We start from the raw sequence: 22,849 nt of genomic DNA, 5'->3' as shown, positions 1-22,849 counted from the left end.
GGCTCTGGAGCGCAGCTGTCAGGCCTCTGGCTGATCGTCAGTCCTCAAGCTGCGAGGCCATCTGGCGAACCCGTTGCAGGTCGGCCTTGGCGACTTTGGCGAGCCCCATGCCATAGTCGGTGTCGGCCTTGTAGAAGTAAGACAGCATGATGTAGCGGCTTTCTTCGTCCGCGCTTGCCAACGCCTTGCCAAGGTTTGAAATCAGATCCTGCTGATCCTTCTTGCTGTAGCCGCGGAACAGTTCACCGGCTTGCTTGAAGTTCTGTTCTCGCTGGATCTTCGCCTGTTGAGTGCTGCCGCTCAGAGGTGTCTGGGCATATCGCGCACCGGCGATTTCTTCACGGGGCTGCAGGCGGCTGGGCTGGTAGTTGATAGCACTGGCGGTCGCGCCGGCATTCATGGCGCCGTCCTGGTTGATGGTGTTCACCTCGTTGCGCGGTTGATTGACCGGCAGGCTCAGGTTATTGGCTCCGACGCGATGCAACTGGGTGTCGGCGTAGGAGAACAGCCGTCCTTGCAGCAACCGGTCCTCCGACGGCTCGATGCCGGGCACCAGGTTCGATGGCGCCATGGCGACCTGCTCGGTTTCCTGGAAGAAGTTGTCGACGTTGCGGTTGAGTACCATCTGGCCGATCTTGCGCTTGGGCACATCGGGCCAGATCTTGGTCGCGTCCAGCGGGTCGAAGTCGAAGGTGGCCAGTTGTTCAGGCTTGAGTGTCTGGATGTACAGATCCCACTTCGGATAGTTGCCCTTGTTTATTGCAGCGACCAGGTCGTTGGTCATGTGGCTGTAATCGCGCCCCTGGATCTTCTCGACTTGTTTCGGGTCGAGATTCTTCTGGCCCTGCAGGCTCTTCCAGTGGAATTTCACGTAGTGCACCTGGCCTTCGGCATTGACCAGCTTGTAGGCATGCACGCTGTTGCCGTCCATTTCTCGGTAGCTGGCCGGCGTGCCCTCGTTGGAATACAGCAAGGTGAGGGTGCGGGTGGCTTCTGGCAGGTGGGAGAAGAAATCGAAGCGTCGCGCGTCATCGTCGAGGTTGGTGCGCGGGTCGGGCTTGAACGAGTGGACCATGTCCGGGAATTTGATCGCATCGCGGATGAAGAATGTCGGGAAGTTGTTGCCTACCAGATCCCAGTTGCCGTCAGCGGTGTAGAACTTGGTGGCGAAACCGCGTGGGTCGCGCAGGGTTTCCGGAGAATGGTTGCCATGCACGACGCTGGAGAAGCGCACGAATACGGGGGTCTTGGTGCCCTGAGTGAAGACCTTGGCCTGGCTCAGGTCACGGATGTCGGCGCTGGCAGTGAACTCGCCATGGGCGCCAGTGCCGCGGGCGTGCACGACGCGCTCGGGAATACGCTCACGGTCGAAACGCTGCAGTTTCTGCAGCAGTTGTACATCCTGGAGCAACACCGGGCCATTGGGGCCGGCGGTTTGCGAGTTTTGATTGTCGCCTACGGGAGCGCCGTTATCGCGGGTCAAGGGTGCGGCGTGGGCAGCAGTTGACCACAGGCTGCCGACGAGGCTGGCGGCGAGCAGCAAGCGACCCGGGCAAGAGGATGGGCTGATAGGTTTCACGGAAACTCCTGACGATTGTAGTTGTGCGCCGAGATACGCAGCCGCAACCTTAATCAGCCCGTGCAGATCAGATGAATGGGAGAATTCCCAATCCTTGCAAGGAACTTCAACGATCCACATTCTGCGGTCGCTGGTCAGGTGGCCGTGGGAGGGAAGGGTGGCGCTTGAAAAATCCTTGCACGTCACTTTAAATTGTTATGTTATAACAATAATATTCATCATCTTTTTGTCGACATGAGTGCCCTTCGCAATGGAGAGACGCACCTTCCTACAGTTGCTGTTTGCCGGCTGCACCTTGCCTGTCAGCCGCCTGGTGCTGGCCAATACCGCCGAGCAGGTTCGCGGTGCAGTATTGCGCCAGGGGGCAGAGGGCACGACCCTGCTGCTGGACCTCAGTGGCCCGATACCCGCTCGCACCTTCACCCTGGAAGCACCACCGCGACTGGTTCTTGATCTGCAAGGCGCGGGGCTGGCGACTTCGCTTGATGGGCTGGCCCTCAAGGACACGCCGATCAAGGCAATTCGCAGTGCAGCGACTGCAGACGGCGGCTTGCGCATTGTGCTGGACCTGCGCTCATCGGGAATTTCCGGCGAGTTGCAGACGCTCGCCCGCGGTCGGCAGTTGGCCCTGCGTCTTGGCGGATTGCCAGTTGCGGCCGCAGTGCCGACGGGCAAGGCTGTCGGGAATATGGCACCGCCGCAGGGGCGTGACCTGCTGATCGTCATTGACGCCGGTCACGGCGGCAAGGACCCAGGTGCCGTCGGCAGTGGCGGTGAGCAGGAAAAGCTTGTAGCACTGGCCATCGCCCGCCTGCTAGCGCGACGCATCGATGCGCAGAAGGGCTTCAAGGCGCGCCTGGTGCGCAATCAGGACGTGTTTATCCCGCTGCGCAAACGTGCCGAAATGGCCCAACGGCTGAACGCCGACCTGTTCATTTCCGTGCATGCCGACGCGGCGCCGAGGCGCACCGCATCCGGTGCCTCGGTGTTCGCCCTGTCCGAGCATGGTGCTACTTCGACAGTGGCGCGCTGGATGGCACAACGCGAGAACGATGCCGATTTCGTCGGGGTATCCAGCGTGTTGAAAAAACCACCCAAGGACCCGGTGGTGGCAGGTGTGCTTCTGGACATGTCGATGAATGCGACCATCTCCACCAGCCTGGACCTGGGGCATTCGGTGCTGGGCCAGCTCGAAGGCGTGGCCGGTCTGCATCAGGCCCGGGTGGAGCAGGCGGGTTTCGCGGTGCTCAAGTCGCCCAGCGTGCCTTCGATCCTGGTGGAGACTGGCTTCATGTCCAATGCCCGGGATTGCCAGCGGCTGCAGGATCCTCGTCACCAGCGCAAGGTCGCCGAAGCTATTTTCGCCGGGCTCGACAAGCACTTTCGCAGGCGCGCCCCCGATGGCAGCTACCTGGCCGCGCTCGCCGCGTACCGCCTGGCCGAGCCTGGCGCCCAAGGCTGAAGCGGGCCGCTTCGAGAACGCAGCGGGCTTGCGTATACTGTGCGCCTTTACGGTCCAGGGCTGAACCCTGCGACCCGCTCACGGATCGCGCACAGAGGCTTGCCAGTACGATGACGCAAGGATGTACTTCCACCACTGAGGCACCGTTGATCTCGGTCGTCGCCCCCTGCTACAACGCCGAGAAGTACCTGGAGGCGGCACTGGCGAGCATCTTTGCCCAGGACTACCCGAACTTTGAAGTCATCATCGTCGACGACGGCTCCAGCGACCGAAGCGTCGAGATGCTCCGCGCGTTGCAATCGACCTACGATTTCACCTTGCTGACCCAGGCCAACCAAGGGGTCAGTGGTGCGCTCAATACCGGCCTGCAGCATGCCCGTGGGGTCTATGTCTCGACCCCCGATCTCGACGACATCATGCTGCCGAACTCCCTGAGTGTTCGCGCCGCCTACCTGGACGCCCACCCAAAGGTCGGTTGTGTCGGTGCGTTGATCGTCTACATGGACACCGAAGGCCGCGACATCAAGGCGCAGCAACGCACCGAAATCAAGACCTTCGATTTCGCCGAGATCCTGCGTGACGCAGTGGTCGTCGGCGCGCCCGGCTCGCTGTACCGGATGGAAGCGATGCGCGCGGCTGATTTCTACGACCCGGCCATCAAGGTCCAGGATTTCCAGATGACCTTGCGCATTGCTGCCCAGGGCTACGAGATCCACGAGCTGCCGGTGTGCGTCACCCGCTACCGCCGCCACCCCAACAACCTGTCGCGCAAGTTCAAGGTGCTGCTGGAGGCCGATCTCAAGGCCATCGCGCCCTACCAGCAGTATCCGGGCTATGCCCGTGGGCGCTCGGTGCTGGTGCACAAGGCGCTCAAGTATGCCGTGGTTGCCGACAAGGCCTACGCCTGGGATCTGCTGCGCAGCATTCCCCTGCGCCACTACAACAAGACCACCCTCAAGCGCATCAAGCGCCTGATGTTCCACCGTTGATGCCGATCGAGGAGCGCCTGCCGTGAAATTCTTCAGGAACCTGGCCGAGCGCCGCGAACGCAAGCGTCTGCGGGCGATGGACAAACTTGAGCGTGCGGCGGAGAAGATCCGCCTGCGCTATCCGCGTAGCACGGTCGGCGTGGGCAGCTACGGTATCCCCGAGGTCACCGATTTTGGTGATGATGCCGTCTTGCGCATCGGTAATTACACTTCCATCGCCGCAGGTGTTCAGGTGCTGTTGGGAGGCGAGCATCGAACCGACTGGCTGACCACCTATCCATTTCCGGCAATGATCGACGGCCTGGAAGACATCAAGGATTACGCACCCAGCAAGGGCGACGTGGTGATCGGCAGCGACTGCTGGATCTGCACCAACGCGGTGATCCTTTCCGGAGTCACCATCGGCCACGGCGCCATCGTTGCCGCCGGGGCGATGGTCACCCGCGATGTACCGCCATTTGCGGTGGTTGGTGGCAACCCGTGCAAGTTCATCCGCTGGCGCTTCGACGAGCCGGTGCGTGAAGCCTTGCTGGAGGCGGCCTGGTGGGACTGGCCGATGGAAGAGGTCAAGCAGGTGGCGCGCATGCTCAGCAGCGCTGACCTGGACGCCTTCCTCGGATACGCCAGAGCCCGTCAGGGCCGCTGAGGCTCTATCGCTCGATTGACCGACTCCAGCGCGCGTTCCACTGCGGCCGCTGCTGGTTGACCTCGTCCCAGTTCACCACCACGGCGCTCTGCTGATACTGCTGCATCGCCTCGACCTGGCCGCGGGTGCGTTCGGTGGTCGGGGTCGTGGGGTTGGACGGAATCTGGTCGCCTTCCTCCAGCGCCGGGGCTTGGGCCGCAGGCGTGAGCAGGTAGGCGGCGAGCTTCTGCGCCAGCTCCGGCTGGTCGTTGTTGGCCACCACGCATTCGGCGAAGTTCAGCACCACTGCCCCTTCCTTGGGCTGGGCGTAGGCCACCGGGATACCCTTGGCCTGCAAGGTGGTGACCTGGGTGGGCGTCAGTGGGAACAACGCGGCCTCGTCGGTCTGCACCATCTCGGAGATCTTCGCCGAGCTGGCGATGTACTCCAGCACGTTCGGCCCGACCTGCTTGGGCCAGGCCTTGAAGCCCGGTTCGACGTTGCTTTCGTCACCGCCCTGGAGGCGGTTGTACATCAGGAAGCCGTGCAGGCCGAAGGTCGAGGAGGCCAGCGACTGGAACACCAGCTTGTCCTTGAAGCGCGGGTCTTGCAGGTCGCTCCACGAGGTTGGCGCGGCCCAGCCGTTCTTCTCGAACAGGCGGGTGTTGTAGGCCAGCCCCGTCACGCCGAGGCTGACGGCCACGGCTTCTTCCTTGATGCGTGCCTTCTGCGGAATCTGCGACAAGGCCTCGCTGGGCTGCAGCTTGCTGCACAGCCCCATCGAGATGGCTCGGTACATGATGCCGTCGTCAAGCATCACCACATGCATCTGCGGCTTCTTGCTGTTGGCCTGGACCTTGGCCAGATGGTCGGCCGAGGTGCCGGGCACGATCACCACCTTGACGTTGTTTGCCTGCTCGAAGGCCGGCAGCACCTTGTCGGCGTAGGTACGCTCCATGGTGCCGCCGTTCATGCCCAGGTACAGGGTCGGGGTGGCGGCCTGCAGCGTGGGGCTGGCGGCGAGCAGGGCCAGTGACAGGCAGGACAAGCCGGTGCCGAGGATACGTTTGACGTGTTTCATGAAAGCGACCTTCCTCTTAGTGGTTGGAGGCCAGGTCGTGACGGACCTGGAAACGACGGATGGAAAATGCCTCGATCGGCTGCCTGCTGGCGCCGTCGCAGACGAGCTCGGCCAGTGCCTCGCCGACCGCCGGGCCGATCTGGAAGCCCGCCCCGGCAAAGCCGAAGCCATGCAGCAGGCCGGGTTGGGTGGTGCTGGCGCCGATCACCGGCTCGTGGTCGGGCAGATAGCCTTCGGTGCCGCTCCAGGTGCGGATCGCCTGGGTGCCAGCCAGAAACGGGTAGAGTTCGACGGCGTTGCGCAGGATCGCCAGCACCGCTGACTGCCCTGGGCGAGCGCGTTGTGCGTCGAGGGCAAAACCACGCCCGCCGCCGAGCACGCAATTGCCGCGGGCGACCTGGCGGGCATAGATGCCGCCACCCTCGACACCGGTGCTGGCATTCATCACCCAAGGCAAGGGCTCGGTGACCAGCATCGCCGGGTGGCCGGACTCCATCGGCACCGGCTCGCCAAACTGCGCCGCCAGATCGGCGGCCCAGGCACCGGCACAATTGAGCAGCCACGGCGCGCGCAGGCGCAGGCCGCTCTGGGTGTGCAGGATGAAGCGCTGGCCATCATGCTCGACACGGCTGTCGCCGGCCTGCTCGATGACCCGTGCGCCCTGCTGGCGGGCGGCACGGGCGAAAGCGGGGGAGACCAGGCGTGGGTTGGCGTGGCCATCGTCGGCGCAGTACGAGGCGCCGACGGCGATCTCGCCGACCCAGGGGTAGCGGGCGCGCAGGGCGGCGCGGTCGAGTAGTTGCAGGTCCAGGCCGTGGTCGCGGCTGGCCGCCTCATAGCCTTGCAGTGCGACGAAGTCGGCCTCGCTGCGTGCCAGTTTCAGGTGCCCGGAGCGCAGGTATTCGCCATCGATGCCGATCAACGCAGGCAGTTCGCCCCAGATCTGGTGCGCCCGCTGCGACAACGGCAACTGCGCCAGGCTGCGCCCCTGGCGGCGCACGCCGCCGTAGTTGACACCGCTGGACTGGGCGCCGCAGAACCCACGCTCCAGCAAGGTTACCGAACGGCGACGCCGGGCCAGGGCAAGCGCCGCCGACGCGCCGACGATACCGGCGCCCATGACGATCACCTCCGATTCGATCCACGGGCTCATGCGTCATGCTCCACGCCGAAGGGCAGGGGTTTGATCGGTGCCTGGGCGCGCAGACGGCCGACCTCGTGCAGGGCCTTGCCACTGCAATGGGCAATGATTTCCGCCGCTGCCGCGCCGCACATGCGGCCCTGGCAGCGGCCCATGCCGACCCGGCAGTGAGCCTTGACCCGGTTGATCTCCCAATGGCCTTCGCCGACCACGGCGCGCAGCTCGCCGACGCTGATCTCTTCGCAGCGGCACACCACCAGATCGTCCGGTGCCTGTTCAGCCCAGTGCTCGGGGAAGGGGAAGGCGGCTTCCAGCCCTTCACGGAAACGGCCAATGCGCGTCAGGCGTTTTTCCAGGGTGCGGCAACGCTGGGGGTCGACGGTTTGGCCGAGGTCCTGCAGCACCGCCAGGGCGGCGCGTTCGCCAGCCATTTCGGCGGCGTCGGCGCCCATGATCCCGGCGCCGTCGCCGGCGAGGTAGACATCGTGCTCGCTGCTGCGCCCGGCCTGGTCGCGGCGCGGCAGCCAGGCCCGGTTGAGCGTGCTCCACTCGAATGCGCAGCCGAGCAGGTCGGCCAACTGCGTTTCGCTGCGCAGCGCATGGGCAAAGGCCAGCGCATCGCATTCGGTGTCATGTAGCTGATCGCCCTTGCGCCATACCGCCCGTTGCACCTGTTGCCCGCCTTCGATGCGTTCCAGCGTCGCGCCCTGATGCACCGGCACGCCATGGGCGCTGAGCCAGGCGCGGTAGTACAGGCCCTTGCCCAGGGTTGCCGGTTGCTCGAGCAGCTCAGGCAGGGCGCGGCACTGGGCGCTGAAGGGCGCGCTGTCGAGCACGCCGAGGACCTTGGCACCGGCCTTGGCGTACTGGTAGGCGACCAGATAAAGCAATGGCCCGCTGCCGCAAAACAGCACGCGCTCGCCAATGGCGCAGCCCTGATGCTTGAGCGCGATCTGCGCGGCCCCCAGGGTGTAGACCCCGGGCAGCGTCCACCCCGGCACCGGCAGCACCCGGTCGGTGGCGCCGGTGGCGATGATCAGGCGCTGGTAGGGTAGGTGCGCGGCATGGCCGTCGCGCAGGGTGTCCAGGGCGCCGTGCTCGGCGTTCCATACCAAGGTGCCGGGGCGATAGTCGATCTGCCCGGCAAGCGCATCGAGGGTCTGGTGCAGCGCGCTGGCCTTGCGGGCCTCGAAACCATAGAGCTGGCGCGCCGTTCGCGTGAAGTTGGCCGGCTGGCGGCGATAGATCTGCCCGCCGCCCTGGCTGGCTTCGTCGATCAGGACTGGATGCACACCGTGCTCCACCAGTGTCTGTGCGGCGCGGATCCCGGCGGGGCCGGCTCCGACGATCACCACGGCGCTCATGGCCGGCGCCCCGGTTCGCGCAGCACCTGCTGCCCTGTTTCCAGCGCGGTGGCGCAGGCGCGTACGCGGCGGCCATCGCCCAGCCGTACCCAGCAGTCCTGGCAGGCGCCCATCAGGCAGAAACCGGCGCGCGGCTCGGCGCTGAAGTCGCTGCCGCGCAGGTGCGCGCCGCTGGTCAATATGGCGGTCAGCAGGGTGTCGCCGAGCAGGCCACAGGCCGGCTCGCCGTCGAGGGTGAAGTCCAGCTCCGGGCGCTGGCGCTCGGCGAGGCGTTTGAACAAGGCCATGTCAGTGCTTCCCTACCAGGACCCGATCCAGGCCATAGACCCGGTCGAGCAGAATCATGGTCACCGCTGTCAGGGCGATCACCAGGGCCGACACCGCAGCCATCATCGGATCGATGGACTCGGTGGCGTAGACGTACATCTTCACCGGCAGGGTCTGGGTGGCCGGCGAGGTGACGAAGATTGACAGGGTCACCTCGTCGAAGCTGTTGATGAACGCCAGCAGCCAGCCGCCGGCGATACCGGGCAGGATCATCGGCAGGGTGATCTTGCGAAACAGCGTGAAGCGGCTCGCACCCAGCGACTCGGCGGCCTGCTCGGCGCTGCGATCGACGCCGATGGCGGCGGCGATCACCAGGCGCAGCACATAAGGGGTGATCACCACCGTGTGCGCCAGGACCAGCCAGGTGAAGCTGCCATTGACCCCGAGCAGGGCGAACAGGCGCAGCAGCGCCACCCCTAGCACCAGGTGCGGAATGATGATCGGCGACAGGAACAGCACGTTGAGAAAGTCGCGTCCGGGGAACTGCAGGCGCGTGATCGCAAGCCCTGCCGGCACTGCGATCAGCGTCGCCAGGCTGGCGGCGAGAAACGCCAGCTGCAGGCTGTTTTTGAAGGCTTCGAGGAAGTCGGCGCGCTCGAACACCGCTTCGAACCAGCGCAGCGAGAACCCCGCCGTAGGAAGGCTCAAGGTGTTTTCCGGGGTGAATGCCACCAGGCACACCACCACCAATGGTGCGAGCATGAAGACCACCACCAGGCTGTGGAAGGTCAGGGCCAGAGGACCGTTCTTGGACATGAGTTACCCCAGCGATTTCTTGTAGCGGCGTTCGATCATGCGGTTCCACGACAGCATGATCAGCAGGTTGACCAGCAGCAGGGCGATGGCGATGGCCGCGCCCATGGGCCAGTTCAGGTCGGCCAGGTACTGGTCGTAGACCAGCGTGGCGACCATCTTCAGCCGGCGCCCGCCGAGCAGGCCGGGGATGGCGAAGGAACTGGCGGCCAGGCCGAAGACGATCAGCGTGCCGGACAGCACCCCCGGCATCACTTGCGGCAGCACCACCAGGCGCATGACCTTGGCCTGGCTGGCGCCAAGTGACAGCGCGGCCTGTTCGGCGGCGGGGTCGAGCTTCTGCAGGCTGGTCCAGACCGGGATGATCATGAACGGCAGCATCACGTGGACCAGCGCGACGATCACCGCGAACGGGGTGTACAACAGCTTCATCGGCGCGCCACCCAGGGCCTGGATCGCGTGGTTGACCAGCCCGTCGGCGCCCAGCAACAAGCTCCAGCCGAAGGCGCGCACCACCACCGAGATCAGCAGTGGGGTGAGGATCACCACCAGGAAGATCGAGCGCCACGGGCTGCCCATGCGGCTGAGGATGTAGGCCTCGGGTACGCCGATCACCACGCACAGCAGGGTGACCAGGGCGCTGATCCAGAAGGTGCGCCAGAAGATTTCGAGGAAGTAGCTGTCGCCGAGCAGGGCCAGGTAGTGCTCGAAGGTCCAGTGGTCGGCGCGGATGCCGACTTCGTAGTCGAACACATTGAACGACAGCACCAGGGTCAGCAGCAGAGGCACGACCAGCAGGGCGGCGAACAGCGCCAGTGCCGGCGCCGACAGCAGGTAGCCGCGCAGGTCACGGTGTTGCCTGGCGCAGGTGGCGGGGGCAGGCATGGCGCTGTTCATGCGCTCACCTCGTCGGCAGCGAGCACCCGCAGTAGCTCGGGCTGCCAGTCCAGGCCGACATCGACACCTTCACCGAGCGGTGCGCTGCCATCGTTGCGCCGCACCACGGTCAGTTCGCCCAGCGGTGTGCCGATGCGGTACAGCCATTGGCTGCCAAGGAAGTAGCGGGCCAGGATGCGGCCCTGCAGGCGACCGGCGCCGTTGTCGAGCAGGTCGATCTTTTCCGGGCGCAGGCTCAGGGTCAGGCTGGCGTCGCGGCTGTGTTGCACCTGTGGCAGGCCCGCGCCGTCCAGCTCGCCGGGCAACAGGTTGGCCTTGCCGACGAAGTCGGAGATGAAGCGGGTGCGCGGGTGTTCGTAGAGGCGATACGGCTCGTCGACCTGGGTGACGCGCCCGCCCTGCATCACCACCACGCGGTCGCTGATCGACAGGGCTTCGGCCTGGTCGTGGGTGACCATCAGCGTGGTGATGCCGACTTCGCTCTGGATCCTGCGGATCTCGAACTGCATCTCTTCGCGCAGGTTGGCGTCGAGGTTCGACAGTGGCTCGTCGAGCAGCAGCACCGGTGGTTCGATCACCAGCGCCCGGGCCAGGGCCACACGCTGGCGCTGGCCACCTGACAGTTCGCGTGGATAGCGTTCGGCATGCCGATCCAGGCGCACCAGCGCCAGTACCTCGGTCACCTTGCGGCGAATCTCGGCTTCGGGCTGCTTGCGCATGCGCAGGCCGAAGGCGACGTTGTCGGCCACGGTCATGTGCGGGAACAGGGCGTAGCTCTGGAACACCACACCCAGGCCACGGCTGCTGGGCTTGGCGTGGGTGATGTCGCGTCCGTCGAGCAGGATGCGGCCGCTGCTGACGTCGACGAAGCCGGCGATCATCTGCAGGGTGGTGGTCTTGCCGCAGCCTGAAGGTCCGAGCAAGGAGACGAATTCGCCTTGTTCGATGGCGAGGTTGGTGGCGACCACGGCGTCGATCGCGCCGTAGCGTTTGCAAAGATTGTCCAGTTGCAGAAAGGCCATGACTGCGTTCCACCTGTCTTTTGTCGCGTGTCGGGCACACTTGTTGTTGGGGGCAGATGCAAGGAGGCAAATCGAGGACCGATGAATACTCACGAGGCCACCGGTGTGTTGTTCGATTTGTCCCGGTGGACGCAGAGTAGGCGCAAGCCTAGGATGGCCTCAATGGCGAATTTCACTGAGTCGAGCACTATTTTCAGTTTTATTCGCTCAGTGAAATTTATATAAGGAAAAGCACAAATTGAATTCCGATAAACGAAATCAGGAAGAGCCTGGGGTCAGTGTGGTCTCGCGCTTGTTCGCGGTGCTGCGGGTATTGGGCGAGGCGCCGGTGGAGGGCATGCGGGTGATCGAGCTGGCCGAGCAGGTCGGCCTGTCGCAGCCGACCGTGCACCGGCTTGTGCGCAGCCTGGTGGATGAAGGCATGGTCGAGCAGGAGGCGCGCAGCAAGCGTTATCGTTTGAGCCTGGCGTTCTTTGCCCTGGCGGCGCGGGCAGGCAACAGCGGCAACCTGCGCGATCTGGTGCGGCCCAGCTTGCTGCGTCTGTCGGCCTCGCTGGGGGACTCGCTGTTTCTGCTGGCGCGCAGTGGGTTCGATGCGGTGTGTCTGGATCGCAGCGAAGGGCCGTATCCGATCCGTACCTTCACCGGCGATATCGGTGGGCGTGTGGCGTTGGGTGTGGGGCAGGGGAGCCTGGCGATCCTCGCCTTCCTGCCGGAGGAGGAACGCGAGGCGGTGATTCGCAACAATCTGCCGCGGCTACGGGATTTTCACCTGTACGACGAGGTGTTCCTGCGTGCGGAGGTGGAGAACGTGCGGCGCCAGGGTTATGCCGCACGCAATACCGGCGTGCTGCCCGGCATGGCCGGGCTGGCGGTGCCGATCCTCGATGGCAATGGCCATGCCGTGGCGGCGTTGAGCGTGGCGACCATCAGTGACCGGCTGGGGCCGGAGCGCCTGCCGATGGTGGTCGAGTTGCTCAAGCGCGAAACGACGGCGATCGGGCCGAGGATCAATCCGTTCGATCCGACCCTGCGCCATCCTTCGCGGGTGTTCGGGGAGTGAATGTCGCGGTGTCCCTTTCGCGGGCAAGCTCGCTCTCACCCTGTGGGGGCTTGCCCGCGAAAAGAACAGCGCAGTACCTGCGATCAGGTCCTGAACTGCTCCATCAGTGCCTGCTGCTGATTGGCCAGGCGGTTCAGCGCCTGGCTGATCCGCGCCGACTCTTCGGCCTGCCCTGACAGCGACTCGGTCACATCACGAATACCCGCCACGTTGCGGTTCACCTCCTCAGCCACCGCGCTCTGTTCCTCGGCCGCCGACGCGATCTGCAGGTTCATGTCGCTGATCACCGCCACGGCCTCGCCGATCCGTTGCAGGGCCGGGAGCGCCTGATCCATGCGCTGGGCATTGTCCTGGGCCTGGCGTTGACCGGCCTGCATGGCATCGACCACATCGCGCGTGCCTTGCTGCAGGCCTTCGATCACCACGCGGATCTCCTCCACCGACACCTGGGTGCGCTGGGCCAGGTTGCGCACCTCGTCGGCGACCACGGCAAACCCTCGGCCGGCTTCGCCCGCACGGGCGGCCTCGATGGCGGCGTTGAGTGCCAGCAGGTTGGTTTGTTCGGCGATGGCGCGGATCACCTCCAGTACAGAGCCGATCTGCTCGCTGCGCCCGGCCAGCGAACGGGCTTCGTCCATGGCCGCATCCATGCCCGCGGCCAGGTTGGCGATGGTCTGGCGGGTACTGGCGACCAGTTGCAGGCCCTCCTGGCTGGCCTGGTCGGCACCTTGCGCAGCCTCGGCAGCCTGCGAAGCGTTGTGGGCGACATCCTGCGCTGTGGCGCTCATCTCGTTGGCGGCGGTGGCCACCTGCTCGATCTCGCGGTGCTGCAGTTGCATGCCGGCACTGGTCTGGCTGGCGATGGCGGCCGACTGATCGGCCGTGCCGCGTGCTTCGTGCAGCGACGCCTTGACCTGGGCGATCACCGGCTGGAGCTTGTCGAGGAAACGGTTGAACCAGCCTGTCAGCTGGCCCAGTTCGTCGTCGCGGGCGTAGTCCAGGCGTCGGGTCAGATCGCCCTCGCCGCTGGCGATATCGCGCAGGCGCTCGGCCACGGCCAGGATTGGCCGCGTCACGCCGCGGGCGGTCAGCCACACCAGCAGCAGGCCGAGCACGGCAGCGACCAGGCCGATCAGCAGGCTGGTGAGGTTGGCCTGCTGGTTGTGGGTGTCCAGACGCTGGTTGACCGCCACGGCGGGGGCGCGCAGCACCGCTTCAGGCACTTCCAGCAGCACCTGCCAGGGCGCGGCGCCAGGGATCGGTGCGAACGGATGGGAGACGCGCAGCATCCCGCCTTCCTGGCGCTCGACTGGCTGACCGGTGCGCATCGGTGCCACCAGTTCGCGCACCGCCTCACCCAGCGCCTGCTCCAGGGGCTTGCTCAACTGGCTGGCGTCCTGGCTGTGCCCGGCCAGCAGGCCGACGGGGCTGACGATGCTGACCTGGCCCTGGCCTTCGAACAGCTCCTGGCGCCCAGCCAGGCTCAGTTGCTGCAGGTTGTCCAGGCCGATGTCCAGGCCGACCACGCCGATCACCTTGCCGTCTTCCAGCAGTGGCAGGGCGATGCTGGTCATCAGCACCTGACGGCCGTTGACTTCGTCGAAGTAGGGGGCGAGCACACAGGCCTTGGCGGTTTCCAGCGGGCAGGTCAGCCAGCGGTTGTAGGCTGAGCCGTTGGCGCCGATGCTGGTGTCGGCCAGCATCGATTCGGGCATCGCTTCGGAGGCGACGTCGCCTGAGCCTTCGCGCGACCAGTACAGCGAGAAGCGCCCTTGCTCGTTGCTGCCCAGCTCGGCCTGGCCGCTGAAACGCGCGTCCTGGTGCTCCAGGGCGTCCGGTTGAAACACCAGGTAGAGGCCGATCAGGTCAGGGTTGCCTGCCAGTGCCGTACCGGCTTGCTTGACCAGTTCGCTGCGCAACTCGTCGCCCCCGCGCGCCCTGAGCACCTGCACCACGCGGGCGAAGCCATTGCCGTACTGATAAGCGTCCATGAAATAACGCTGGATGCGCAGCGACTGGGTCTCGGCGTGGGCCTGCAGGCGCTGCCGCGCGCTTTGATCGAGCAGTTCGGTGTTGGCGGTGAACACCTGTTCGGTGCTGCGTCGGGATTGGATCAGCGAAGTGGCCACCAGCAAGGTGACCACCGCCAGCAGGCACAGCCCTGCAAGCAGGGTGATTTTCCACTGGATGGAGAGACGGCGCAGCGACATGGAGCGTTTCCTTCTCGATCAAGACAACGTCCGCGGTCAGGCGCGGGCGTTGTCGGCAGGGTGGGTCATTCGGCCACGTAGCTTGGTGGGGCGACGCGGAACGCCTTGGTCAGCCAGGCCAGGTACAGCACGCCGCACAAGGCCCAGGCGCCGCCGAACGCCAGTGAGTGCTCGTCCAGGTCGATCCACAGCACGGCGATGATGCAAAAGCCTATCGTCGGCAGCACCAGATACTTGAGGTTGTTGGTCAGGCCCTTGTTGCGCCGTTCGCGAACATAGCAATGGTTGATGACTGACAGGTTGACGAAGCTGAAGGCCATCAGTGCGCCGAAGTTGATCACCGAGGTGGCGGTCACCAGGTCGAAGAAGATCGCCGACAGGGCGATCACGCCCACCACCACGATGTTCAGCACCGGGGTGCGATAGCGCGGGTGCAGACGGGCGAACAGGCGGGCCGGGATCACCTCGTCGCGGCCCATCACGAACAGCAGGCGGGACACGCTGGCCTGGGACGCCAGGCCCGAGGCGATGGTGTTGATCACCGTGCAGGCGATGAACACCGACTGGAACAGCTTGCCACCGACGTACAGGGCGATTTCCGGCAGGGCCGCTTCATGATCCTGGAAGCGGTCCATGGTCGGGAAGTACGCCTGGATGAAGAACGACATGATAATGAACACCACGCCGCCGATCAGGGCGATCAGGAAGATCGCGCGTGGGATGGTGCGTGCCGGGTCGCGGGTTTCTTCTGACAGGCAGGTGACGGCGTCGAAGCCCAGGAACGAGAAGCACAGGATGGTTGCGCCGGCGACCAGCGCGCTGAACTGCGTCTGTTCATCGGCGAACGGCGTCAGCGTCCAGGCCGTGCCCAGCCCTTCGCCCTGGTGCAGGCCGCGCACGCAGAGGTAGACGAACACGGCCATGATCGCGATCTGCACCGCCACGAACAGGGTATTGAAGTTGGCCACCAGGTTGATGCTGCGCATGTTGACCAGGCTGATCAGGGTGACGAAGGCCACCACCCAGACCCATGCCGGCACCTCGGGGAACATTGCCGACAGGTACAGCTTTGCCAGCAGGGCGTTGACCATCGGCAGCAACAGGTAATCGAGCAGCGACGACCAGCCGACCAGGAAACCGACGTGCGGGTTGATCGCACGTTGCGTGTAGGTGTAGGCCGATCCCGACTCCGGGAAGCGCCGCACCAGCGTGCCGTAACTCACGGCGGTGAACAGGATACCCAGCAGGGCCAGGATATAGGCGCTGGGCACGTGACCGGCGGTAATGCCGGAGACGATGCCGAAGGTGTCGAAAACGGTCATCGGTGCGATGTACGCCAGACCGATGATCACCACCTGCCAGAGGCGCAGGGACTTGCGAAACTGCTCGTGACGATTGGCAGGGTGCTCAGGCTGCATGCTGGCGCTCCCGGCGAAGGCGGGACGAAGCGGGCGACGGGCACGGCAAGGTCGAGCGGATGGGCTCCATGTTGTTCACCTTTTATAGCGGAGCGAAGGTTCGCGCGTGGGCGCGTGATCAGTACGGGCGGGGCCGGCGAAACGGCGGCGCCTGGGGGCAGGGGCGGACAGGCATGATGGCGGCGCGGTCTTTTTTCTTGATGTGGAGGGCGCGGAGCAAGGTGGGGAAAATAAAAGACGATTGGACGGTTGGGTGTCAAGTTAAACATGACAGATTGATTGGTTTTCAGGTTTTTATCGGCTTTTTAATGGGTGAAAATGGGTGTTCATGGATATTTAGGGCAAAAAGCAGATTTTAGTGTTCGTAAAATTTTACGATCGGCACCGTCGGAGTTATCTGTCGGCAGTTGTAGGACGCGTCGCAAGTGCAGGAAAATCTCCCGGGTGGACACCGCGCCAGGCAAGCGACAGTGCTACGCTTGGCACCCCGGTCGCGTGCTTCGCGCCACCACCAGCCCTATGGACAGCAATCGGTTCTATTCATGAAGAAATCAGTAGGCATCCTTTCCGGCCTGGCCGTCGCCATCGCCGTCGTCACCACTGCTGGCGCCTGGTACACCGGCAAACAGCTGCCGACGGAGCTGGAGCAGTCCATCGCCCGCGGTAACGCGGAGTTGCAGAAGGCGCTGGTCGGTACGGGTGGCACCATGACCATCGAGCTGGTCTCGCTGGACCAGCACCTGTTCACCAGCGATGCGCAGTACCGGCTCAAGGCCAGTGACCTGCGTATCGGCGAAGGTGCGCCGGTGAGCTTCGAGGTCGGTGTGACCGACCACATCGAGCATGGCCCTTTCCCCTGGTCGCGGGTCAAGGCGTTCAAGCTGCTGCCGGTGATGGCGGTCAGCAACAGCCAGTTGCAGAAGGATGACAACACCGCATCGTGGTTTGCCGCCGCAGGCGACAAGTCGCCAGTGGTCGGCCAGGTCAGCCTGGGTTATGGCGGTGGTGTCGAGAGCGACATCCGGCTGGCGCCGGTCAAGCTGGACGAAGGTGATGGCAATGTCCTCGACTTCGCCGGCATGCAACTGGTGCTCAAGGGGGATCGTGAAGGCAAGGCGGTGGAAATCCACGGCAATGCCGAGCGCCTGGACATGACCCTGGTTGGTGATGATCACCCGCCGGTCAAGTTGCAGTTCAATGGTTTCAAGATCGGCGGCGAGCTGGCCAGTACCGGGCACGACATGATCTATGTCGGCCACCTGAACCTGCTGCTGGCCGATCTGCAAGCCACGCTCGGGCCGAAGCAGGACGTGCTGGTGCTCAAGGGGCTGGAGCAGAACAACCTGTACAGCGCCGAGGGCCAGGACAAGCTGGGCGGGCGCCTGGAGTACAAGGTGTCCGATATCACCTACGCCGGTCGCGCGGTGGGCAGCGGGCAAATGGTGCTGAGCATGAAGTCGGTGAACATGCCGGCCACCCAGGCACTGCTGGAGTGGTATCAGACCAAGGTGCCCGAGCTGCAGGACGCTGCTGCCCGTGGCGAGGCGGTGCCGTCGCTGAACATGAGCCCCGAGGAGACCGCCAAGGTCCAGGGCGACCTGCAGAAATTGTTGGCCGACAAGCCGCAGCTGGCGCTGGAAGACCTGTCGTTCAAGACGGCGAATGGTCAGAGCCACTTCAACCTGTCGCTGGACCTCGCCAATCCGACGTCCTTCGACCTGCCGCCAGACCAGATCGCCAAGCAAATGGTGACCCGCCTGCAGGGCAAGCTGTCGCTGTCCAAGGCGATGGTCGGCGACCTCGCCACGCTGCAGGCGCTGCTTGACGGTCAGACCGACGCCCAGGCCATCGCCCTTCAGTCGGGCCAGGCCGGGGAAATGCTCGGCATGATGGCGCTGCAGAGCGGCATGGCCACGGTCGAGGGTAACGACGTGGTGTCGAGCCTGCATTACGCCGATGGCATGGTGGACTTCAACGGCAAGAAGATGACTGTCGAGGAGTTTGCCGTGCTGATGAGCATGCACCTGGCGGCTTTGTCGCCACAGGGCTGACGATTGCCTTGAGTTCTGCGCGGGTAAACCCGTTCCTGCAGTGGTGGTGTACCTCTGGGGGGCGGGTTTATCCGCGAATGCCTTATCCTGGCAAAAACACCTTTTGCATTCCCCCGATTGCCTGTAGCCTTCGCCGTCCGATAATAATCCGCGCCCGCAGAGGGGTCGCGATGGCCCGCCACTGCCGGCCATCCGGCACCGTTAGCCGATCTGCCAGGGGCCGGGTGGTACACTCGACTGACGCGCACGCAGGTCCAGCGATCATGACCCAGATTTCCGAACGTCTCCTGGTTCAAGCCCACCTTGACGCCAAGCAGCCCCATCCGCTGACGCCCGCGCAGGAGGCCGATTACCGTGCGGCCATCGCTGCCGAGCTCAAGGCGCAGAATGCGGTTCTGGTTGCCCACTTCTATTGCGATCCGGTGATCCAGGCCCTGGCCGAGGAAACCGGTGGTTGCGTTTCCGACTCGCTCGAAATGGCCCGCTTCGGCAAGAACCATCCGGCTGAGACCGTGGTGGTCGCCGGTGTGCGTTTCATGGGTGAGACCGCGAAGATCCTCACCCCGGAAAAGCGCATTTTGATGCCGACCCTGGAAGCCACCTGCTCCCTCGACCTGGGCTGCCCGGTGGAGGAGTTCTCGGCGTTCTGCGATCAGCACCCGGAACGTACCGTGGTGGTTTATGCCAACACCTCGGCAGCGGTAAAGGCGCGTGCCGACTGGGTGGTGACCTCCAGCTGCGCGTTGGAGATCGTCGAGACCCTGATGGACAACGGCGAGACCATCATCTGGGGCCCGGACCAGCACCTGGGCCGTTACATCCAGAAGAAAACCGGCGCCGACATGTTGCTGTGGGACGGTGCCTGCATCGTTCACGAAGAGTTCAAGTCGCGCCAGTTGGCCGACATGAAGGCGCTGTATCCGGATGCAGCGATCCTGGTGCACCCGGAGTCGCCGGAGTCGGTGATCGAACTGGCCGATGCGGTGGGGTCTACCAGCCAGTTGATCAAGGCAGCGCAGACGCTGCCCAACAAGACCTTCATCGTCGCCACCGACCGCGGCATCTTCTACAAGATGCAGCAGCTGTGTCCGGACAAGGTATTCGTCGAAGCGCCGACCGCCGGCAATGGCGCCGCCTGCCGCAGTTGCGCGCACTGCCCGTGGATGGCGATGAACACGCTGGAGCGCACGCTGGATTGCCTGCGCAAGGGCAGCAATGAGATTTTCGTCGAGCCTGCGCTGATTCCGCGTGCGATCAAGCCGCTGAACCGGATGCTGGACTTTACCCAGGCGGCGCGTCTCAAACTCTCCGGTAACGCCTGACGCCAGACTGCCGCTCCCTCAGTGAGTGATGTCCTCGCTCGCTGTGGGAGCGGGCTCGTCCCGCGATTGGGGCGCGCAGCGGCCCCTGTCCATATCAGCGCATCATGTCCTTGACCATCCGCTGCTGCTCCATGATCTCCCGCTGGCGCTGGTCGATCTGCGAAGCCAGTGGGAAGTTGCTTCCTGCCCGGCGCTTGGCGTAGTCCAACTGCTGGATTGCCTGATCGAAATCGCCCACCAGCGTGAAGTACTCCGCCCGTGCCCGGTGCAGGCCAATCGTGTTGCCTGACAGCCCGCGCACCTCGGCTACGTCGTACCAGACATCCGGGTCGTCCGGCCGGTTCTTGACCAGGTCGTCCAGCACCTTTTCTGCTTCGGCTGGCTTGCTCTGCTTGACCAGCAGGTCGGCGCTCACCTGCTTGAGCGGGTAGTTACCCGGATACAGCCCTTGCATGCGGGTGACGCGCTGCTGGGCATCGGCCAGGCGGTTGTTGGTGATGTCCAGGTCGATCTGCGCCAGGTTGTAGGTGATGTCGTTGGGTGCCTTGGCCAGCAGCGGCTTGAGGTTTTCCCGTGCCTCGTTCAGCTGGCCACCCTTGATCTGCGCCAGGGCCAGACCGTAGCGGGCAGCGTCGAGGTTGGGGTTTTCGTCAAGCTGGGCACGGAAGCGCTTGGCCGCGAGGCCCGGCGTGCCTTCGTAGGTGAGGGCGACGCGGGCGCGGATCAGTTGGTAGCGCAGGCTGTCTTCGACGCCGCCCTTGGGCGCCTGTTCTGCGCGGTTGCGGGTGTCGGCGATACGCGATTCGGTGACCGGGTGGGTCAGGAGGAATTCCGGCGGCTTGGCGTCATAGCGGTACTGGCGGGCCAGGCGCTCGAACATGCTCGGCATGTTGCGTGGGTCGTAGCCGGCCTTTTCCAGGTTGAGGATGCCGATGCGGTCGGCTTCCTGCTCGTTCTGCCGCGAGAAGCGCCGCTGTTCCTGCAGGGCAGCGGCCTGGGTGCCGGCGATCACGCCGATCCCGGCATCGCCACCGCCACCGGCAGCCAGCACGATACCGGCCAGCAGCGCCGCCATCATGGGCAGTTGCATACGCTGCTGGGCCTCGACGCCGCGGGCGAAGTGGCGTTGCGACAAGTGCGCCAGTTCGTGGGCCAGCACCGAGGCGTACTCGCCTTCGGTCTGGGCGTTGAGGAACAGGCCGCCGTTGACCCCGACGATGCCGCCGGGCGCGGCGAAGGCGTTGAGCTCGCGGCTGTCGATCAGGATGAATTCCAGGCGCCGGTCCTGCAGCTGGCTGGTCTCGGCCAGCCGGTACACGCTGGTTTCGACGTAGTCCTTGAGCTGTGGGTCGTTGAGCTGGTTGACCTGTCCGCGCAGCAGGCTCAGCCAGGCGCGGCCCAGGTCGTGCTCCTGTTTCGGCGAAACGATCGCAGAGCTGGCATCACCCAGCGACGGCAGGTCGTCGGCATGGCCAGGAAGGGCCATCAGGCAGGCCAGCGTCAGCAGGGTAGGGCGCAGTAGATTCATGCACGAAGCTCGCGTCGATCAAAACCCTTACTGTAGCCCGCTCGCACCTTGCCGACCAGTGGCGGTATCCTACGGACATCGTCTGCAACACCTTATTGCGCCCGCCATGGAGACTCCTGATGATCGACACCCCGACCTGCGACGCTGAGCTCGACGCCAGCGGGCTGAACTGCCCATTACCGCTGCTCAAGGCGAAAATGGAGCTCAATCGCCTGGCCAGCGGCGCGGTCCTCAAAGTAGTGGCCACCGATGCCGGCTCGCAGCGTGACTTTCGCACGTTTGCCCAGCTTGCCGGTCATACGCTGCTTCGTGAAACGGCCGAGTCAGGGACCTACACCTACTGGCTACGCAAGGCCTGAGTCTTCTTTCCCAAGGATCGTCAATGTTCAAAGTGCTTCGCGACTGGATGCAGCGCTACTTTTCCGATGAGGAAGCGGTGGTGCTGGCGGTCCTGCTGTTCCTGGCCTTCACCGTGGTGCTCACGCTCGGCGGCATGCTCGCGCCGGTGCTGGCGGGCATGGTCCTGGCGTTTCTCATGCAGGGGCTGGTCAACGCCCTGGAGCGCTTCAAGGTGCCGACGCGCATGGCGGTGTGGCTGGTGTTCGCCCTGTTCATGGGGGCGCTGGGCGTGTTCCTGGTAGTGCTGGTGCCGTTGCTGTGGCACCAGTTGATCACCCTGTTCAACGAGTTGCCGGGCATGCTCGGCAAATGGCAATCGCTGTTGTTGCTGCTGCCCGAGCGCTATCCGCACCTGGTCTCCGACGAGCAGGTGCTGCGCGCCATCGAGTCGGTGCGTGGCGAGATCGGCAAGTTCGGCCAGTGGGCGCTGACGTTCTCGCTCTCCAGCCTGCCGCTGCTGGTCAATGCGATGATCTACCTGGTGCTGGTGCCGATCCTGGTGTTCTTCTTCCTCAAGGACCGCGAGATGATCGCCCGTTGGGTCAGCGGCTACCTGCCGCGTGAACGCAGGTTGCTGACCCGCGTGGGCGACGAGATGAATCGGCAGATCGCCAACTACATCCGCGGCAAGGGCATCGAGATCCTGATCTGCGGCATCGCCACCTATATCGCTTTCATCAGCCTGGGGCTCAACTACGCGGCCTTGCTGGCGCTGCTGGTGGGGCTGTCGGTGGTGGTGCCCTACGTGGGGGCGGTGGTGGTGACCGTGCCGGTGACCCTGATCGCGCTGTTCCAGTGGGGCTGGGGTGATCAGTTCTTCTACCTGATGGCGGTGTACGCGATCATCCAGGCGTTGGATGGCAACGTGCTGGTACCGCTGCTGTTCTCCGAAGCGGTGAGCCTGCACCCGGTGGCAATCATCTGCGCGGTGCTGCTGTTCGGTGGGCTGTGGGGGTTCTGGGGGATCTTCTTCGCCATTCCCCTGGCGACGCTGTTCAAGGCGGTACTCGACGCTTGGCCGCGGCAGGAGCCGACGGTGGCGCCACTACTGTAGGACTGTGGTGTTCTTTTCGCGGGCAAGCCCGCTCCTACAGGTGTAGGAGCGGGCTTGCCCGCGAAAAAATTCAAGGCGATATCAGGCCTTGTTCAGGGCCTGCGCTGCCGCCAGCACCGCATCCACATGCCCGGGCACCTTCACCCCGCGCCATTCCTGGCGCAGCACACCGTCCTTGTCGATCAGGAAGGTGCTGCGGTCCACGCCCAGGTATTCCTTGCCATACAGCTTCTTCAGCTTGATCACGTCGAACAGCTGGCACAGCGCCTCGTCCTTGTCGCTGATCAGCTCGAAGGTGAAGCCTTGCTTGGCCTTGAAGTTCTCGTGGGACTTGATGCCATCACGCGAGACGCCCAGCACCACGGTGTTGGCAGCCTTGAAAGCTTCGTGCTGGTCACGGAAACCCTGGCCCTGGGTGGTGCAGCCCGGCGTGCTGTCCTTGGGGTAGAAGTACAACACCACCTGCTGGCCCTTGAGCGCGGACAGGCTGATGGTCTGGCCACTGGTGGCCTGGGCCTGGAAGTCGGCAACGGGTTGGTCGATGGCAACGGCCATGGGAGCTCC

Annotated in this window: 19 protein-coding genes and 2 pseudogenes; 8 read left to right on the top strand and 13 right to left on the bottom strand. The window is 64.6% G+C overall.

Annotated elements, in window-relative coordinates; all coding sequences use genetic code 11:
* Positions 1 to 37 precede the first annotated feature (37 nt).
* Entirely contained in the window at positions 38 to 1,579 is a 1,542-nt protein-coding gene (katB, locus tag ACK3BK_RS19245) for a catalase KatB (protein WP_411383103.1), read from the bottom strand.
* Positions 1,580 to 1,829: 250 nt separating this feature from the next.
* On the opposite strand from katB, the gene ACK3BK_RS19240 reads away from it, so the two are divergent.
* The 3 genes from ACK3BK_RS19240 to ACK3BK_RS19230 all read left to right on the top strand — a co-directional run bounded on the left by ACK3BK_RS19240 (position 1,830) and on the right by ACK3BK_RS19230 (position 4,676).
* Entirely contained in the window at positions 1,830 to 3,041 is a 1,212-nt protein-coding gene (locus ACK3BK_RS19240; protein ID WP_411383102.1) for an N-acetylmuramoyl-L-alanine amidase, read from the top strand.
* A 110-nt stretch (positions 3,042 to 3,151) separates the two neighbouring features.
* Positions 3,152 to 4,030, top strand: coding sequence for a glycosyltransferase family 2 protein (locus ACK3BK_RS19235; protein WP_411383101.1), 879 nt, complete (start codon positions 3,152 to 3,154; stop codon positions 4,028 to 4,030).
* A 76-nt stretch (positions 4,031 to 4,106) separates the two neighbouring features.
* On the top strand, positions 4,107 to 4,676 hold the full coding sequence (locus ACK3BK_RS19230) for a CatB-related O-acetyltransferase (RefSeq protein ID WP_054890988.1): 570 nt from the start codon (positions 4,107 to 4,109) through the stop codon (positions 4,674 to 4,676).
* A 4-nt stretch (positions 4,677 to 4,680) separates the two neighbouring features.
* Here the strand turns inward: ACK3BK_RS19230 and ACK3BK_RS19225 are convergent, their stop codons facing one another.
* From ACK3BK_RS19225 to ACK3BK_RS19195, 7 genes are read right to left on the bottom strand one after another with little or no spacing between them, the layout of a single operon-like run.
* Positions 4,681 to 5,736, bottom strand: coding sequence for an ABC transporter substrate-binding protein (locus ACK3BK_RS19225; protein ID WP_411383100.1), 1,056 nt, complete (start codon positions 5,734 to 5,736; stop codon positions 4,681 to 4,683).
* Between the two features lie 16 nt (positions 5,737 to 5,752).
* Positions 5,753 to 6,889, bottom strand: a complete 1,137-nt coding sequence (locus ACK3BK_RS19220) for an NAD(P)/FAD-dependent oxidoreductase (RefSeq protein ID WP_411383099.1) — start codon at positions 6,887 to 6,889, stop codon at positions 5,753 to 5,755.
* Positions 6,886 to 8,241 carry an FAD-dependent oxidoreductase gene (locus ACK3BK_RS19215; protein ID WP_411383098.1) on the bottom strand — a complete coding sequence of 452 codons (1,356 nt, stop codon included), beginning with the start codon at positions 8,239 to 8,241 and terminating at the stop codon, positions 6,886 to 6,888. The genes ACK3BK_RS19220 and ACK3BK_RS19215 overlap by 4 nt, the downstream gene beginning before the upstream one ends.
* A complete protein-coding gene (locus ACK3BK_RS19210; protein ID WP_411383097.1) occupies positions 8,238 to 8,528 on the bottom strand; it encodes a (2Fe-2S)-binding protein in 291 nt (96 codons plus the stop codon). The genes ACK3BK_RS19215 and ACK3BK_RS19210 overlap by 4 nt, the downstream gene beginning before the upstream one ends.
* A gap of 1 nt (position 8,529) precedes the next feature.
* A complete protein-coding gene (locus ACK3BK_RS19205; protein ID WP_186667159.1) occupies positions 8,530 to 9,324 on the bottom strand; it encodes an ABC transporter permease in 795 nt (264 codons plus the stop codon).
* A 3-nt stretch (positions 9,325 to 9,327) separates the two neighbouring features.
* A complete protein-coding gene (locus ACK3BK_RS19200; RefSeq protein WP_186709581.1) occupies positions 9,328 to 10,206 on the bottom strand; it encodes an ABC transporter permease in 879 nt (292 codons plus the stop codon).
* A gap of 8 nt (positions 10,207 to 10,214) precedes the next feature.
* On the bottom strand, positions 10,215 to 11,240 hold the full coding sequence (locus tag ACK3BK_RS19195) for an ABC transporter ATP-binding protein (RefSeq protein ID WP_411383096.1): 1,026 nt from the start codon (positions 11,238 to 11,240) through the stop codon (positions 10,215 to 10,217).
* Between the two features lie 238 nt (positions 11,241 to 11,478).
* On the opposite strand from ACK3BK_RS19195, the gene ACK3BK_RS19190 reads away from it, so the two are divergent.
* Complete coding sequence (locus ACK3BK_RS19190; protein ID WP_411383095.1) at positions 11,479 to 12,303, top strand: IclR family transcriptional regulator; 825 nt, start codon at positions 11,479 to 11,481, stop codon at positions 12,301 to 12,303.
* An 83-nt stretch (positions 12,304 to 12,386) separates the two neighbouring features.
* On the opposite strand, the pseudogene ACK3BK_RS19185 reads toward ACK3BK_RS19190, so the two are convergent.
* The 3 genes and pseudogenes from ACK3BK_RS19185 to ACK3BK_RS19175 all read right to left on the bottom strand — a co-directional run.
* Positions 12,387 to 12,977: pseudogene (locus tag ACK3BK_RS19185) on the bottom strand (methyl-accepting chemotaxis protein); the annotation flags it as partial.
* Positions 12,978 to 13,292: 315 nt separating this feature from the next.
* Positions 13,293 to 14,294, bottom strand: a pseudogene (locus ACK3BK_RS19180) (chemotaxis protein); the annotation flags it as partial.
* Between the two features lie 284 nt (positions 14,295 to 14,578).
* Entirely contained in the window at positions 14,579 to 15,931 is a 1,353-nt protein-coding gene (locus ACK3BK_RS19175; protein ID WP_411383094.1) for an APC family permease, read from the bottom strand.
* A 542-nt stretch (positions 15,932 to 16,473) separates the two neighbouring features.
* On the opposite strand from ACK3BK_RS19175, the gene ACK3BK_RS19170 reads away from it, so the two are divergent.
* Both ACK3BK_RS19170 and nadA read left to right on the top strand, forming a co-directional pair.
* Complete coding sequence (locus ACK3BK_RS19170) at positions 16,474 to 17,982, top strand: YdgA family protein (protein WP_411383093.1); 1,509 nt, start codon at positions 16,474 to 16,476, stop codon at positions 17,980 to 17,982.
* Positions 17,983 to 18,245: 263 nt separating this feature from the next.
* Positions 18,246 to 19,304: a quinolinate synthase NadA gene (gene nadA / locus ACK3BK_RS19165; protein ID WP_186667152.1), complete on the top strand. Its 1,059-nt coding sequence runs from the start codon at positions 18,246 to 18,248 to the stop codon at positions 19,302 to 19,304.
* Positions 19,305 to 19,398: 94 nt separating this feature from the next.
* On the opposite strand, the gene ACK3BK_RS19160 is transcribed toward nadA, so the two are convergent.
* Positions 19,399 to 20,832, bottom strand: coding sequence for a M48 family metalloprotease (locus tag ACK3BK_RS19160; protein ID WP_186709563.1), 1,434 nt, complete (start codon positions 20,830 to 20,832; stop codon positions 19,399 to 19,401).
* 119 nt (positions 20,833 to 20,951) lie between these two features.
* Between ACK3BK_RS19160 and ACK3BK_RS19155 the strand changes: the two genes are divergently transcribed.
* Together ACK3BK_RS19155 and ACK3BK_RS19150 are read left to right on the top strand one after the other, a co-directional pair.
* Entirely contained in the window at positions 20,952 to 21,191 is a 240-nt protein-coding gene (locus tag ACK3BK_RS19155) for a sulfurtransferase TusA family protein (protein ID WP_186667150.1), read from the top strand.
* 23 nt (positions 21,192 to 21,214) lie between these two features.
* A complete protein-coding gene (locus ACK3BK_RS19150) occupies positions 21,215 to 22,285 on the top strand; it encodes an AI-2E family transporter (RefSeq protein WP_186667149.1) in 1,071 nt (356 codons plus the stop codon).
* Positions 22,286 to 22,366: 81 nt separating this feature from the next.
* Here the strand turns inward: ACK3BK_RS19150 and ACK3BK_RS19145 are convergent, their stop codons facing one another.
* A complete protein-coding gene (locus ACK3BK_RS19145) occupies positions 22,367 to 22,840 on the bottom strand; it encodes a peroxiredoxin (RefSeq protein WP_054890968.1) in 474 nt (157 codons plus the stop codon).
* Between the last annotated feature and the right edge of the window lie 9 nt (positions 22,841 to 22,849).

It is taken from the genome of Pseudomonas sp. L7, assembly GCF_046605565.1.
Taxonomy (GTDB): domain Bacteria; phylum Pseudomonadota; class Gammaproteobacteria; order Pseudomonadales; family Pseudomonadaceae; genus Aquipseudomonas; species Aquipseudomonas wayambapalatensis.
The sequence above is the reverse complement of the archived record's forward strand: the minus strand, read 5'-3'. Positions and strand labels throughout refer to the sequence as shown.

Excerpts from the sequence above, each read along its gene's own strand:
- ACK3BK_RS19240 (WP_411383102.1), top strand. The coding sequence starts at position 1,830 with ATGGAGAGACGCACCTTCCTACAGTTGCTGTTTGCCGGCTGCACCTTG.
- ACK3BK_RS19235 (WP_411383101.1), top strand. The coding sequence starts at position 3,152 with ATGACGCAAGGATGTACTTCCACCACTGAGGCACCGTTGATCTCGGTC.
- ACK3BK_RS19230 (WP_054890988.1), top strand. The coding sequence starts at position 4,107 with ATGGACAAACTTGAGCGTGCGGCGGAGAAGATCCGCCTGCGCTATCCG.
- ACK3BK_RS19225 (WP_411383100.1), bottom strand. The coding sequence starts at position 5,736 with ATGAAACACGTCAAACGTATCCTCGGCACCGGCTTGTCCTGCCTGTCA.
- ACK3BK_RS19220 (WP_411383099.1), bottom strand. The coding sequence starts at position 6,889 with ATGAGCCCGTGGATCGAATCGGAGGTGATCGTCATGGGCGCCGGTATC.
- ACK3BK_RS19215 (WP_411383098.1), bottom strand. The coding sequence starts at position 8,241 with ATGAGCGCCGTGGTGATCGTCGGAGCCGGCCCCGCCGGGATCCGCGCC.
- ACK3BK_RS19210 (WP_411383097.1), bottom strand. The coding sequence starts at position 8,528 with ATGGCCTTGTTCAAACGCCTCGCCGAGCGCCAGCGCCCGGAGCTGGAC.
- ACK3BK_RS19205 (WP_186667159.1), bottom strand. The coding sequence starts at position 9,324 with ATGTCCAAGAACGGTCCTCTGGCCCTGACCTTCCACAGCCTGGTGGTG.
- ACK3BK_RS19200 (WP_186709581.1), bottom strand. The coding sequence starts at position 10,206 with ATGCCTGCCCCCGCCACCTGCGCCAGGCAACACCGTGACCTGCGCGGC.
- ACK3BK_RS19195 (WP_411383096.1), bottom strand. The coding sequence starts at position 11,240 with ATGGCCTTTCTGCAACTGGACAATCTTTGCAAACGCTACGGCGCGATC.
- ACK3BK_RS19175 (WP_411383094.1), bottom strand. The coding sequence starts at position 15,931 with ATGCAGCCTGAGCACCCTGCCAATCGTCACGAGCAGTTTCGCAAGTCC.
- ACK3BK_RS19170 (WP_411383093.1), top strand. The coding sequence starts at position 16,474 with ATGAAGAAATCAGTAGGCATCCTTTCCGGCCTGGCCGTCGCCATCGCC.
- nadA (WP_186667152.1), top strand. The coding sequence starts at position 18,246 with ATGACCCAGATTTCCGAACGTCTCCTGGTTCAAGCCCACCTTGACGCC.
- ACK3BK_RS19160 (WP_186709563.1), bottom strand. The coding sequence starts at position 20,832 with ATGAATCTACTGCGCCCTACCCTGCTGACGCTGGCCTGCCTGATGGCC.
- ACK3BK_RS19155 (WP_186667150.1), top strand. The coding sequence starts at position 20,952 with ATGATCGACACCCCGACCTGCGACGCTGAGCTCGACGCCAGCGGGCTG.
- ACK3BK_RS19150 (WP_186667149.1), top strand. The coding sequence starts at position 21,215 with ATGTTCAAAGTGCTTCGCGACTGGATGCAGCGCTACTTTTCCGATGAG.
- ACK3BK_RS19145 (WP_054890968.1), bottom strand. The coding sequence starts at position 22,840 with ATGGCCGTTGCCATCGACCAACCCGTTGCCGACTTCCAGGCCCAGGCC.